Consider the following 13,448-nt stretch of genomic DNA (forward strand, 5'->3'; position numbering starts at 1 on the left):
GAAGTATGAATGAATGAGAAACTTGTTAAGTTGAAAGTGGGTGACATCGTGGGGAAAATCATAGCGATTACCAACCAGAAGGGCGGCGTTGGGAAGACGACAACTTCTGTTAATTTGGGTGCGTGTTTAGCATACATAGGAAAACGAGTGTTGTTAGTTGATATTGATCCGCAGGGAAATGCCACGAGTGGTATTGGGATTGAGAAGGCCGATGTAGAGAAGTGCGTGTACGATATTTTAGTAGACGATGCAGATGTACTTGATGTGATTAAGACGACAGAGGTCGAAAATCTTGATGTCATTCCTGCGACGATACAGCTTGCAGGGGCGGAAATTGAGCTTGTGCCTACGATCTCACGTGAAGTGAGGCTGAAAAGAGCACTTGAATCTGTGAAGCAAAATTATGATTATATGATTATTGACTGCCCGCCATCACTTGGGTTACTGACGATTAATGCGTTAACTGCATCCGATTCTGTTTTAATACCGGTTCAGTGTGAATATTATGCACTTGAAGGATTGAGTCAATTGTTGAATACGGTTCGTCTTGTGCAGAAACATCTAAATACCGACCTTGCCATTGAAGGTGTCTTACTGACAATGCTTGATGCAAGAACAAATCTTGGAATCCAAGTCATCGAAGAAGTAAAAAAATACTTTAGAGATAAAGTCTATCAGACTGTGATTCCGAGGAATGTGAGACTAAGTGAAGCGCCTAGTCATGGGAAACCTATTATCTTGTATGATCCACGTTCAAGAGGTGCAGATGTCTATTTAGACTTAGCAAAGGAAGTGGACGCGAATGGCTAAAGGTCTTGGAAAGGGTATTAATGCGCTATTTAACAATGTGGATTCCAATGAAGAAACTGTCGAAGAAATTAAGTTGAAGGATTTGCGCCCAAACCCTTATCAGCCAAGGAAAACGTTTGATGATGATGCATTGTCTGATCTCAAAGAATCAATTCAGCAGCACGGTGTTTTACAGCCGATTATTGTTCGTAAATCGATTAAAGGATATGACATTGTCGCAGGAGAACGCCGTTTCCGTGCAGCACAACAAGCTGGTTTGACAACGATTCCTGCGATCGTCAGGGAATTTTCAGAAACACTGATGAGGGAGATCGCTCTTTTAGAAAACTTACAGCGCGAGGATTTATCTCCATTAGAGGAAGCGGAAGCCTATGCCTCCTTACTAGATCACTTAAGTGTGACTCAGGAGGAATTAGCCAAGCGATTAGGCAAAAGCAGACCGCATATTGCGAACCACCTTCGTTTATTAACATTACCGGATGAAGTACAGAAGCTGATTGCAGATGGAACATTATCCATGGGACATGGACGCACGCTGCTTAGTTTGAAAAACAAAAAGAAGCTGGCGCCATTGGTAAAGAAGGTCGTGGACGAAGGATTAAATGTCCGTCAGGTTGAGAAACTTGTTCAGCAATTAAATGAAAATGTTCCACGTGAAACAAAGAAAAAAGAAGCACCAAAGGATCGCATGTTGAAAGAAAGAGAATCTTTCTTACAAAATTACTTTGGTACTTCAGTGACGATCAAGAAACAGAAGAAAAAAGGGAAAATTGAGATTGAATTTCTCTCAAATGAAGATTTAGAAAGAATCCTTGAATTGCTTTCTACGAGAGAATCATCGGAATGACCATCTTGATATGAGATGGTCTTTTTTATATTCTTCCCGTGATATTTTGAATAGGGGTGAAGAGAGAACGGCTTTTTTCTCTCGTCCAATCCATTTGATCAATGTGGGATAGACTTTCAGACAGTGTATTGGCCATAGACATCACAAGATGAAGACGTGTGTTTTGGAGAACGAAGTATTCCATAAAACCGCTCACGTTGACGATTCCATTAATATGAATATTGCCTACTTCTGGAAGATCTTTTTGCACACCTGCACCGGGCTTTAACGGTCCTTCTCCAATTTGAAACGATCCTACACTTTTCACTCTCCCTAAACAGGCATCAACGGCTACGATAAATGGGTGTTTATGAGCTTGTTCAATTTCAGCGAGCTTTTCCTTTAAATTGACCGCATGCACTGGGTCAGAGAGAGTGCCGTATACATGCAGCTTTTTTAAATCAAGACTTGAAAGCTTTGTTCCTACAAGTGGACCTAGAGAGTCACCGGTTGAGCGGTCTGTTCCTATGCAGACGATGGCAACGGGTCTTTTTCCTGCTTTCTGAAGATGCGAGAATAAAATACTTTTAAGCTGCTGAATGGCATTTGTATCCGTATGGGACACGTATTCTTTCACCCTATTTCTTAAAAAAAGACCGTTCTTGCTATTCATAGGTCTCACTTCCTTGTCATAGTAGTTAGTAACAGTATACGGAAACAAGCTTAATTCTATACCTATGAGGTGATGATTGTGTGGAAGGCTGGTTCAAGGTGGACGCTTTTAATTTTAGGAAGCTTGATAGGAGCGGGATATGCCTCTGGTCAAGAAATTTGGCAGTTTTTTGGCCTTGATAGCGGACTAGCCATTCTACTGTTTACGCTCATGTTTATGCTGTCGACCTATGTGGTGTTAAAAATCAGTTATGAGGTGCGTGCTGATCATTTTGTGCCGGTGTTAGAGCGTCTTGTAGGTCCTTGGCTGGCCAAGGTGTATGATATTTTAATTGTTCTTTATCTATTCACGACAACAACAGTCATGATTGCCGGTGGCGGGGTGACACTTGAGATGTATCATGTGCCATTTTGGGTTGGAATCGGTGCATTTTGTTTATTCTCATTTATGATTTTTTTCTGGGATGTGAAAGGGCTCTTATCTGTGAATGCCTTCATTATACCAATTTTGGTGGCGGGGCTCATCTATGCGTTTGTTTTTTATTATATGAATCATGATCATATGTGGAGAATTGATTTTGGCCAGCAATACAATTGGCCTGCCAGTATCGTCTTTGCTTCTTTGAATATATTATCTGTTGTGGCGGTGCTATCTTCAGTGGGGAAAGAAATGAAGGGGCTTGGAGAGGCCAAGGTTGCAAGTATATTAAGCGGTTTGATTTTTGGTGTCATTTCTTATGTGTATAACGAAATACTAGTTGATATTTCTGGGAGTCTTTCAGCAGAAGGGATTCCTTTGTTTACAGTATTAGAGGGGGCACCAACATCATTGTTTGTGTTTATGACCATTGTTCTTTGTTTAGCGATTTATACAACAACTGCTGCGGGATTATTTGGTTTATCCAGCCGCATGCTCTCTTTTGTACGAATGCCCCGCTGGTTCATTGTATTCATCATGCTTCTTTTGATGGCACCTTTAACCTCTCTTGGATTTGCTGATTTAATTGCTTTCTTGTATCCGATTTACAGCTTGCTCAATCTTTATTTGCTTGTCTGTTTAATGCTGTATCCGATTTTAAGTAAAAAGATATTTTTCCGTTCTAAAAATTATACTGATAAAATAAAATAAACACCTCTCTTTCAAAGAGAAGTGCTTATTTTATCCGAATGGAATCAATCGCTTCCTTGATATCGTCATATACAGGCATGTGCTGGAGACGCTGCATGCGTTCCTCTATTTCTGAGATGGCTTGTCCCTTTAAATGCTGGGATACATGCTGTTTGACAATGGTTGTCTGGTTCATCATGTCTTCTGTTTTGGATAATTGGTACTCCAAGTGCATGCGGGTATTTGCCAATTCGTCGTGAAGCCGCATTTTCAGCAATCGCTTTAAATCTTTTCGTTGTCCTTCTCTGCGCATGGCCTGAATAGCGGCAATTTCTTCAGGTGATTGAGATTGTGTTTGTGGTGCAGATTGACTTTCGAATACAGACATGGAGCGGCGGGCACTCACATTTTGCAAGAAACGCTGGGCGTCACTAGGAGGTTTATTTTGATTGATCATATGGCGACTCCTTTCTTAACGAATACCCATTTGCATCGCAAGGCGTCTATCTGCCTTGGCATAGTCATCACCCATTGTGTACATATGTCTTGAAAGGGTGGAAAGTTCTTGTTCGTAGTCTCTCAAGGTGTACAAGGCATTCAGTTGTTTTTCATGAGAATAAAAGGTTGATTGCGGCTGCTCCATCCTTACTTCCTCTAACAGTGCTTCTACATCGCTATGGGTTAATAAATCATAGTGACCGAAGCCGACAAGTCCTTTCAGTTCTTGTTTTACATGATGGACGGCATCTTTTACACTATCATCAATTCCATCTATTTTCTCAAATACAGTGTGTACTTCATGTTCAATAATACTTTGTAGATCATATGATGAATTTTTTAGTAAATGGGATTTTATGATAATTTCAAGCCCGCTTTGTGCATATGCACGGCCTGAATGGATTTCTTGTAAAAGCATCGCTGTAAAACTTGTATTGTGATCAAGCTGTTCATCTAAAATACGAGCGGTTCCATTCGAATGGAATGAATACCCATTTACTTTGAATTCTCCTGAAACGAGAGCTAAAAATGCATTTGTATCAAATGATTCGTTCCACTCTATATTCATTGATGCAAAAGCTGATCTTAAAAAGGTGTCAATTTCTCTTGGTTTATATTTTATGGATTCTTGGACCGATCCCTGCTCCCGGGGTGGTACGGTGTACTTGACTTGTCCAACTCCATGATCATGGCGATTGAGTAAACCTACATAATGATTGGGTTGAATATATTCCGTGAGAACATGGGTATATTTTCCTTCTACTGCTTTTTGCTGAATGGAAGGTGCCAGGCTGCTCCATATATTTGGGCTATCGAATGTGATGGCTTTTTTGACAGCTGGCTGTTCTGTCGCAATGTAAGCACAAACAGCACCGGCAAGCGCTTGTCCAGTGAGATAGATGGTTGCATTCGGGTGCTTCTGACAGACGTCCTCGATGTATTCCTTCCCTTTAAAAAAGACATGATCTTGTTTCCCGGCTAAGGATTTTCTTTCAATGGGGTAGGCATAATCCGTTTTTAACAATGATTGGGTAGCCGTTTGAACATCTTGTGTCGATGTCACCGTCATTTGTTTTGGCAGAGGACAGTGAAACGCGACAATGAACTCATCTGACTGTTCCTGCTGCATCCTTAAACCATATAATTGATGATCTATTTTTAGAAAATCGTTGACAGTGAGCGTATGCTGACCTACTTCTATCGTATGGTTCTGCTGGTAATTCTCTGCGTTTCCAGCGTGATCGGATATGATTTTATAATCTTTGTCGGTTAATCTATCCTTTCGATTGACCATCGTACCTGCTCCCTCACATAACATTTATGCAGATATCATAAATCAAAAAATATGGAAAAACCACAGCGTTCTACCAATAAAAACCTTTTGACCTACAGTGTTTGTGACAATATTGAAAAAAAGCGGAGTTTAAGTAACTATTGGTCACAAATAAAATGATCTAAAAGAAGGGTTTTTTCTATAAAAAAGAACGGGATTGATACATGACAGCGGCTCTTTATTTTGTGCATTGCTCTCCATCGGCATTTTTTTGTACAATAGATTTAATGAAGTGAGCAAGAGAGGTGAATGCTGATGGCAGACAAAGCATTTGGGTTACATGACGTCGTTGAAATGAAAAAACCCCATCCATGTGGTGCCAATCGGTGGAAAGTTATTCGTTTGGGCATGGATATTCGTATTAAATGCGAAGGGTGCGGGCACAGCGTGATGATCCCAAGAAGAGATTTTGAACGAAAAATGAAGAAAATTCTCGTCAAGCATGAGGAGCCAACTGCTTAAGTAGGCCTCATGCTTTTTTGATGAAATTTGTCTTTTGTTCAGAGAAACAGCTGCAATTTCTCATTTTAAAGCTCCGATTTAGTCTTTTTGGTAATGTTTCTTCTATTGAAAATGCATGATGGTTAGCTTGTCTTTTCATGTAAACCTACTTATAATTGCTCTAGGTTCATATTACGCAGTATAACGAGCACGTTTCATATAGAGGAGATGAAAGAATGGCTTTAACAGCTGGTATTGTTGGCTTACCTAACGTCGGGAAGTCAACGCTATTTAATGCAATTACACAGGCTGGAGCGGAGTCTGCTAACTATCCGTTCTGTACCATTGATCCAAACGTCGGAATTGTAGAAGTTCCAGACGAGCGTTTGCAAAAACTGACAGAATTAGTGCAGCCAAAAAAGACAGTTCCGACTGCTTTCGAATTCACTGATATTGCTGGTATTGTGAAAGGTGCATCTAAAGGAGAAGGTTTAGGGAATAAATTCCTTTCTCACATTCGTCAAGTAGATGCAATCTGTCACGTGGTGAGAGCATTTGCTGATGATAACATTACACATGTGTCAGGTAAGGTTGACCCAGTGTCAGATATTGAAACGATTAATTTAGAATTGATTTTGGCTGATCTAGAAACGGTTGAAAAGCGTTTAACTCGTGTGAGTAAGCTAGCGAAACAAAAAGATAAGGAAGCGGTAGCTGAATTTGATATTTTGGAAAAGCTGAAGGACGCATTTGAAGCTGGAAAATCTGCAAGATCGGTTGAATTTACAGATGAGCAGCAGAAGCTTGTGAAGCAGCTTCATTTACTCACGTCAAAACCTATTCTGTATGTAGCAAATGTGAGTGAGGACGAAGTAGCAGATCAGGACGGAAACGAATATGTACAGCAAATTCGTGAGTTTGCATCTGGCGAAAACGCTGAAGTCATCGTCGTTTGTGCGAAGATTGAGTCTGAAATTGCAGAGCTTGAAGGAGAAGAGAAGCAAATGTTCCTTGAAGAGCTAGGCATCAAAGAATCAGGTTTAGATCAGTTGATCAAAGCGTCTTATTCACTTCTTGGCTTAGCTACGTATTTCACAGCAGGTGAGCAAGAAGTACGTGCTTGGACATTTAAAAAAGGAATGAAGGCGCCGGAATGTGCTGGAATCATTCATACGGACTTCGAGCGTGGATTTATTCGTGCTGAAACGGTTGCTTATGAAGATTTACTAGCTGGCGGAAGTATGTCTGCTGCAAAAGAAGCAGGAAAAGTTCGTTTAGAAGGTAAAGAATATATAGTGAAAGATGGAGACGTCATTCATTTCCGTTTTAACGTATAGGTTCTTGTCATAGGCCAAGTAATTTGTTATAATATACAATTGTGAGTAATATAATTTATTGCTCCTTGCCCGTATAGGGCCGCTTAGACCAAAAGGAGGTGCAATCAGATGAGAAAGTACGAAGTTATGTACATCATCCGCCCAACAGTTGACGATGAGGCTAAAAAAGCAGTTATCGACCGTTTTAATAACGTGTTAACTTCTAACGGTGCGGAGATCACTGGAACAAAGGATTGGGGTAAACGTCGTCTTGCATACGAAATCAACGATTTCCGTGAAGGCTTCTACCAAATCGTAAACGTTCAATCTGACGCTGCAGCAGTTCAAGAATTTGACCGCTTAGCTAAGATCAGTGACGATATCATTCGCCACATTGTTGTTAAAGAAGAAGAATAAATCATTGAAATATATATTTAAAGGTGGTCTTTCAATATGCTAAACCGTGTTGTATTGGTCGGAAGACTAACAAAAGACCCTGAGCTTCGCTACACGCCTAATGGTGCGGCTGTAGCCACGTTTACTCTAGCTGTGAATCGTACGTTTACGAATCAATCTGGAGAGCGTGAAGCCGATTTCATTAACTGTGTTACTTGGAGAAGACAAGCCGAGAACGTGGCTAATTTCTTGAAAAAAGGAAGTCTTGCCGGTGTAGACGGTCGCTTGCAGACAAGAAACTATGAAAACCAGCAAGGACAGCGTGTCTTCGTGACAGAAGTTCAAGCTGAAAGTGTTCAATTTCTTGAGCCTAAAAGCGGCGGTGCTGGTTCAGGTGGATACAGCGGCGGTGGCAATAGCGGAGGCCAGTATTATGGCGGCAGCCAAAATGATCAGAATCCATTTGGAAATGAACCAAGTCAAAATCCATATGGCAATCAAAACAACCAAAATCGTAATCAGGGAAATAGCTTCAATGATGACCCATTTGCGAATGATGGTAAACCGATTGACATCTCCGATGATGATTTGCCATTCTAATTGATCTGAAAAAAATGACCAAAGGAAAGGTGTGAAAACAAATGGCAGGTGGACGCAGAGGCGGTCGTGCGAAACGTCGTAAAGTATGTTTCTTTACTTCTAACGGAATCACGCACATCGATTACAAAGATGTTGATCTTCTTAGAAAGTTTGTTTCTGAGCGTGGTAAAATTTTACCTCGTCGTGTAACAGGAACTAGCGCTAAGTATCAACGTAAATTGACATTAGCGATTAAAAAATCACGTCAAATGGCATTACTTCCATACGTTACTGGTGAGTAAGTCGTTGACTTAAAAGCGAAGGGCCTTGAGCTCTTCGCTTTTTTTATTTGTCTCACTTTTATGAGAAAGTCGTTTCTGGCAGTGTAACTAGGGGAAGTATGTAAAAAGAGAGTCAACGTGACAGTTTGTTCTATACAAATACTAGGTTAATCTGTCATATTGGTATTTTAAAATATACTTGCAGTCAGGGCGTGGGAAGATGATTGAATTTAAGAATGTATCGATGCAATTTTCTGATGACCGCTATGCCGTTCAATCTGTTGATTTGGAGATTCAGAAAGGTGAATTTTTTGTATTGATTGGACCTAGTGGAAGCGGGAAAACGACGACTTTGAAAATGATCAATCGTCTCATCTCTTCTACAGAAGGTGAGATTTACATAAAGGGTCGAACCATCAGCGATTATGATATTTATGAGCTGCGCTGGGATATTGGTTATGTGCTTCAGCAAATAGCGTTGTTCCCTCATATGACCATAGAAGAGAATATTGCTGTAGTGCCAGAGCTGAAACAATGGAAGCGGGCTGAGACGAATCAGCGTGTTGATGAGTTGATGTTCATGGTGGGGCTTGAGCCTGCTACCTATCGACATCGAAAGCCAGCAGAGCTTTCAGGAGGACAGCAGCAGCGAGTCGGCGTAGCACGGGCACTTGCTGCTGATCCTGAGATTGTCCTGATGGATGAACCTTTTAGTGCGTTAGATCCACTGACGAGAGAGAAATTACAAGATGATCTGCTTGAGTTACAGCGCCGTATTCAAAAGACCATCGTTTTTGTGACACATGATATGCAGGAAGCCATGAAACTTGGAGATCGGATATGTGTGATGAATGAAGGAAAAGTGGTGCAGGTTGGTCGCCCAGAGGAATTGATTCAGCATCCAGTGAATCCATTTGTGCGGGAGTTTGTTTCAGGAGTTGCCCGTCATGTAGACCATCAAGCATTTGAGCTGACAACTATTTCTCAGCCCATGCCTCAAGAAGATCTGTTAGGCGATGAGGTGGTCTCCATCCATGCGACGCTAGAAGAGGTTCTATCTCGACTGGTAGAGCATGAAGAGCTTGTTGTTGAGAAGGATGGGGAACGGATCGGGCTCATCACTCGTCAAGCGGTGATTCAGTATTTAGCCGGTACTTCTGCTGAGAGGGGCAAGACACATGAATGAATGGATCAGTGTGCTATGGGCTCGAAAAGATCAGCTCGGACACGCCTTACTTGAGCATATTCAAATTTCCTTCATTGCGTTATTTCTAGCGATTTTGATTGCCATTCCTTTAGGGATTTATTTAACGAGAGTCCCTAAGATAGCAGAGTGGATCATTGGGGTGACGGCTGTCTTGCAGACAATTCCGTCTTTGGCGCTGCTTGGACTTCTGATTCCTCTCGTTGGGATTGGTCAAGTGCCCGCAATTATCGCTCTTGTCGTCTATGCTCTTCTTCCTATTTTAAGAAACACATATACAGGCATTCGTGAGGTCGATCCGTCGCTCCGAGAAGCGGCGCTCGCTATGGGGATGAATCACCGCAAACGCTTATTAAAAGTAGAACTCCCTCTTGCTATGCCTGTGATCATGGCAGGTATCCGAACAGGGATGGTTCTTATTGTAGGGACAGCCACTCTTGCAGCTCTTATTGGGGCAGGTGGATTAGGGAGTCTGATTCTGCTTGGAATTGATCGAAATGATATGTCTTTGATCATCATTGGTGCTATTCCAGCTGCATTACTTGCGCTCTTATTTGATGTGGTCTTGCGGACACTTGAGAAAATCTCCTTTAAAAAAACCGTGATCTCTGTAACGGTCTTTGCTGTAATAGCAGGAGCAGTTGTCGCTGCCCCATTGCTGTTTCAACAAGAAAAGAAAGAGATCACCATTGGAGGGAAGCTGGGGTCAGAGCCTGAAATTTTGATCTCCATGTATAAGCTTTTAATTGAGCAGGATACAGATATCCAAGTCAATCTTAAGCCTGGTCTTGGTAAGACGTCCTTTGTTTTTCAAGCACTGCGGTCTGGTGATATTGACATCTATCCTGAATTTACAGGGACAGCGATTTCTGAATTTCTGAAAGAAACAGCGAAAAGCACGGATAAGGAAAAAGTGTATGAGCAAGCGCGCCAAGGTTTGGCGTCATCCTTTCAGCTTCAGCTTCTTCAGCCGATGGCTTATAACAATACATATGCTTTAGCCGTGCCTCAATCACTAGCGGATCAATATGATTTATCAAAGATTTCAGATCTGGGTCAAATCAAGAATCGTATACGTGCTGGCTTTACTTTAGAGTTTTCTGATCGTCAGGATGGATATTTAGGCATTCAAAAAGCTTATCAGTTTTCTTTTGACGATGTGGTCACGATGGAACCGAAACTTCGATATCGAGCCATTCAAAAAGGGAATATTCAGTTGGTCGATGCGTATTCGACAGACAGTGAATTGAGACAATACAAGTTGAAGGTGCTTGATGATGACAAGCATGTTTTCCCGCCCTATCAAGGAGCGCCCTTGCTAAGACAGGAGACATTAAAAGAGTATCCTGAGATTGAGGCCTCTCTCAACAAGCTCGCTGGTCAAATCACAGATGATGAGATGAGAGAAATGAATTACGAAGTCAATGTGAAGGGGAAAGATGCATTTCAAGTAGCCGAAGCCTATTTAAAAAAGAAAAAATTGCTTCAATAATCAAGGGGAAGCAGGTCTGCTATATACAAAGCGGCCTGCTTTTGAAAAGAAAAAAACAAAAATCATTGACATCTATTTCAAAAAAGAATATCCTTAATTCGAGATAAATATATTTTTTGATCATATATCTCGAATTCGAGATAATATAAAAGCATCAGTCAAGACATAATGAGTAGTGACATGTTACGTCATGAAGAGGAGGTCATTAGAAGTGAAGAAAACAGAAGGAATTCACCATATCACAGCAATTGTTGGTCATCCTCAGGAGAACGTTGATTTTTATGCAGGTGTTTTAGGTCTTCGTCTCGTGAAAAAGACCGTCAATTTTGATGATCCAGGCACATATCATTTATATTTTGGAAATGAAGGAGGTTCTCCAGGTACCATTATTACGTTTTTCCCTTGGCCAGGTGCACAAAAGGGACAAATTGGAGCAGGTCAAGTAGGTGTGACAACATATGTCGTACCGACCGGTGCCTTCTCTTTTTGGAAGGAACGCCTTGAGCAGTTTGACGTTTCTTATGAAATGATTGAACGCTTTGGTGAGGCCTTTCTCTCATTTGAAGATCCGCACGGTTTATTGATAGAACTTGTAGAACGTGAAGAAGGAAAACAGAATGACTGGACATTTAATGGGGTGACACCAGAAGTAGCGATTAAAGGGTTTGGCGGAGCTGTTTTATTAACTTCACAGCCTGAGCAAACGATGCAGCTGCTAGAGCAAACGATGGGACTTGAAAAAGTCGGCACGGAAGGAGATTATGTGAGATTCCGTTCGTTTGGAGAAATCGGCAATGTCATTGATGTGAACAAGACACCTGTTGCACGAGGACGTATGGGCGTGGGTGTTGTACATCATATTGCGTGGAGAGCAACAGATGATCAGGATCAATTAGATTGGCAAAGACATGTTGCGCAAAGCGGATATCAAGTGACGCCTGTGCAAGATCGAAATTATTTCAATGCCATTTATTTTAGAGAGCTTGGCGGCATATTATTTGAGATTGCGACCGATCCTCCAGGGTTTGCACACGATGAATCTGTGGAAACGATGGGTGAAGCGTTGAAACTGCCGCCGCAATATGAGGCGCAGCGTAGTCAAATTGAACAAATCGTGCTGCCGATTGAGGTAAGAGAAATCAAAGGGAAAGGAGATTCATGATGAAGCATCTTTTTCAAAAAGGAAAGAATGAACAAAAACCTGTCCTTCTCATGCTGCATGGAACTGGCGGGACAGAGCAAGACTTATTGCCGCTTGCAGAAGTGGTAGACCCTGAAGCATCTGTTCTTAGTGTGAGAGGAAATGTATCAGAAAACGGCATGCCGCGTTTTTTCAGGCGTTTGGCAGAGGGTGTTTTTGATGAGCAAGATTTAATTGAGCGTACAGAGGAATTATATACATTTATCGGGGAAGCAGCAGATAAGTATGGATTTGATCGTCACAATGTGGTAGCCATCGGCTATTCAAACGGGGCGAATATTGCTGGAAGTCTGTTATTCCATTACGGAGATGCGCTGAAAGGAGCGATCCTGCATCATCCAATGGTCCCAAGACGAGGGGTTTCATTACCTTCATTAGCGGGGAAACAAGTCTTTATAGCAGCTGGTGAAAATGATCCAATGTGCCGTCCTGAGGAATCTCAGGAACTGGAGCAACTGCTTCAGGAGGCGGGAGCATCCGTAACGCTTCATTGGGAAAATCGTGGACATCAGCTAACGAGAGAAGAAGTCGATGCTGCGGCATTGTGGTATCGTCGTCAATTTAAATAAGGTGGGGAATACAGGTGGGATTTTTACAGAAGCTTTTTGGGCAAACCAAACAAAAGGAGATGGAACAAGTGGAAAACGTAAAACTAGCGATTATTTATTATAGTTCAACAGGTACAAACTATCAGATGGCGAAATGGGCGGAGGCTGGAGCGAAAGAAGCTGGTGCTGAAGTCAAAATTTTAAAGGTTCCTGAATTGGCACCAGAAGCAGTTGTTGCATCAAATCCAGCATGGAAAGCACATTTAGATGAAACAAAAGATGTCCCTGAGGTTCAGTTAAGTGACTTAGAGTGGGCAGATGCCATTATTTTCAGCATGCCGACACGTTTCGGTAACTTACCGGCTCAAATGAAACAATTCTTAGACACAACAGGCGGTTTATGGTTCCAAGGGAAACTAGCAAACAAAGCAGTGAGTGCGATGACATCTGCACAAAACCCAAATGGCGGACAGGAGCAGACGGTTCTGAGCCTGTATACAACGATGTTCCACTGGGGAGCCATTATTGCCGCTCCTGGCTACACGGATGATTCCCTATACGGCGCAGGGGGTAACCCTTATGGTGTGAGTGTGACTGTTGACCAAAATGGAAAGATCCAAGAGGATGCAGAAGCAGCCGCAAAACACCAGGCGAAACGTACAGTGAATGTAGCAGAATGGATCAAAAAAGGTCAAAACGCTTAATAGATGTATACAAAAAGAATGCAGCCACTCCGCTGCATT

The 13,448-nt window shown here is 41.8% G+C and carries 16 protein-coding genes; 13 read left to right on the forward strand and 3 right to left on the reverse strand.

Annotation, left to right across the window (positions count from 1 at the left end; translation table 11 throughout):
* The first annotated feature begins 48 nt into the window (after positions 1-48).
* Together soj and KFQ09_RS09740 are read left to right on the forward strand one after the other, a co-directional pair.
* Positions 49-810: a sporulation initiation inhibitor protein Soj gene (soj, locus tag KFQ09_RS09735; protein WP_008360890.1), complete on the forward strand. Its 762-nt coding sequence runs from the start codon at positions 49-51 to the stop codon at positions 808-810.
* Positions 803-1,657 carry a ParB/RepB/Spo0J family partition protein gene (locus tag KFQ09_RS09740; protein WP_017359871.1) on the forward strand — a complete coding sequence of 285 codons (855 nt, stop codon included), beginning with the start codon at positions 803-805 and terminating at the stop codon, positions 1,655-1,657. Before soj ends, KFQ09_RS09740 begins: the two co-directional genes overlap by 8 nt.
* Positions 1,658-1,682: 25 nt before the next feature.
* Here KFQ09_RS09740 and yyaC read toward each other — a convergent pair whose 3' ends face one another.
* Positions 1,683-2,309 (reverse strand): spore protease YyaC, encoded by a 627-nt coding sequence (gene yyaC, locus KFQ09_RS09745; RefSeq protein WP_135009457.1) that lies wholly within the window; start codon positions 2,307-2,309, stop codon positions 1,683-1,685.
* A 72-nt stretch (positions 2,310-2,381) separates the two neighbouring features.
* Here yyaC and KFQ09_RS09750 point away from each other — a divergent pair, with 72 nt between their 5' ends.
* A complete protein-coding gene (locus KFQ09_RS09750; RefSeq protein ID WP_079919768.1) occupies positions 2,382-3,437 on the forward strand; it encodes a YkvI family membrane protein in 1,056 nt (351 codons plus the stop codon).
* Between the two features lie 25 nt (positions 3,438-3,462).
* Here the strand turns inward: KFQ09_RS09750 and KFQ09_RS09755 are convergent, their stop codons facing one another.
* Both KFQ09_RS09755 and KFQ09_RS09760 read right to left on the reverse strand, forming a co-directional pair.
* Positions 3,463-3,873 carry a hypothetical protein gene (locus KFQ09_RS09755; RefSeq protein ID WP_007497462.1) on the reverse strand — a complete coding sequence of 137 codons (411 nt, stop codon included), beginning with the start codon at positions 3,871-3,873 and terminating at the stop codon, positions 3,463-3,465.
* A 15-nt stretch (positions 3,874-3,888) separates the two neighbouring features.
* On the reverse strand, positions 3,889-5,208 hold the full coding sequence (locus tag KFQ09_RS09760) for a hydrolase (RefSeq protein ID WP_255835625.1): 1,320 nt from the start codon (positions 5,206-5,208) through the stop codon (positions 3,889-3,891).
* A 294-nt stretch (positions 5,209-5,502) separates the two neighbouring features.
* Between KFQ09_RS09760 and KFQ09_RS09765 the strand changes: the two genes are divergently transcribed.
* The 10 genes from KFQ09_RS09765 (at position 5,503) to wrbA (ending at position 13,409) form a co-directional block, all read left to right on the forward strand.
* Positions 5,503-5,709 (forward strand): DUF951 domain-containing protein, encoded by a 207-nt coding sequence (locus KFQ09_RS09765; RefSeq protein WP_008347561.1) that lies wholly within the window; start codon positions 5,503-5,505, stop codon positions 5,707-5,709.
* A 215-nt stretch (positions 5,710-5,924) separates the two neighbouring features.
* Positions 5,925-7,025: a redox-regulated ATPase YchF gene (gene ychF, locus KFQ09_RS09770; protein ID WP_007497458.1), complete on the forward strand. Its 1,101-nt coding sequence runs from the start codon at positions 5,925-5,927 to the stop codon at positions 7,023-7,025.
* A 108-nt stretch (positions 7,026-7,133) separates the two neighbouring features.
* Positions 7,134-7,421: a 30S ribosomal protein S6 gene (rpsF, locus tag KFQ09_RS09775; protein WP_008347557.1), complete on the forward strand. Its 288-nt coding sequence runs from the start codon at positions 7,134-7,136 to the stop codon at positions 7,419-7,421.
* A gap of 36 nt (positions 7,422-7,457) precedes the next feature.
* Positions 7,458-8,000 carry a single-stranded DNA-binding protein SsbA gene (ssbA, locus tag KFQ09_RS09780; RefSeq protein ID WP_007497456.1) on the forward strand — a complete coding sequence of 181 codons (543 nt, stop codon included), beginning with the start codon at positions 7,458-7,460 and terminating at the stop codon, positions 7,998-8,000.
* A gap of 41 nt (positions 8,001-8,041) precedes the next feature.
* Positions 8,042-8,281, forward strand: coding sequence for a 30S ribosomal protein S18 (gene rpsR / locus KFQ09_RS09785; RefSeq protein WP_008347556.1), 240 nt, complete (start codon positions 8,042-8,044; stop codon positions 8,279-8,281).
* Positions 8,282-8,480: 199 nt separating this feature from the next.
* Positions 8,481-9,446 (forward strand): ABC transporter ATP-binding protein, encoded by a 966-nt coding sequence (locus KFQ09_RS09790; RefSeq protein ID WP_255835626.1) that lies wholly within the window; start codon positions 8,481-8,483, stop codon positions 9,444-9,446.
* Complete coding sequence (locus KFQ09_RS09795; RefSeq protein ID WP_046344916.1) at positions 9,439-10,956, forward strand: ABC transporter permease/substrate-binding protein; 1,518 nt, start codon at positions 9,439-9,441, stop codon at positions 10,954-10,956. The genes KFQ09_RS09790 and KFQ09_RS09795 overlap by 8 nt, the downstream gene beginning before the upstream one ends.
* Before the next feature lie 190 nt (positions 10,957-11,146).
* Complete coding sequence (locus KFQ09_RS09800; protein ID WP_007497450.1) at positions 11,147-12,118, forward strand: ring-cleaving dioxygenase; 972 nt, start codon at positions 11,147-11,149, stop codon at positions 12,116-12,118.
* A complete protein-coding gene (locus KFQ09_RS09805; RefSeq protein WP_024718443.1) occupies positions 12,115-12,726 on the forward strand; it encodes an alpha/beta hydrolase in 612 nt (203 codons plus the stop codon). The genes KFQ09_RS09800 and KFQ09_RS09805 overlap by 4 nt, the downstream gene beginning before the upstream one ends.
* Before the next feature lie 59 nt (positions 12,727-12,785).
* Entirely contained in the window at positions 12,786-13,409 is a 624-nt protein-coding gene (gene wrbA, locus KFQ09_RS09810; RefSeq protein WP_045034926.1) for an NAD(P)H:quinone oxidoreductase, read from the forward strand.
* Positions 13,410-13,448 lie beyond the last annotated feature (39 nt).

Source organism: Bacillus sp. FS02, from assembly GCF_024398395.1.
Lineage (GTDB): Bacteria > Bacillota > Bacilli > Bacillales > Bacillaceae > Bacillus > Bacillus altitudinis.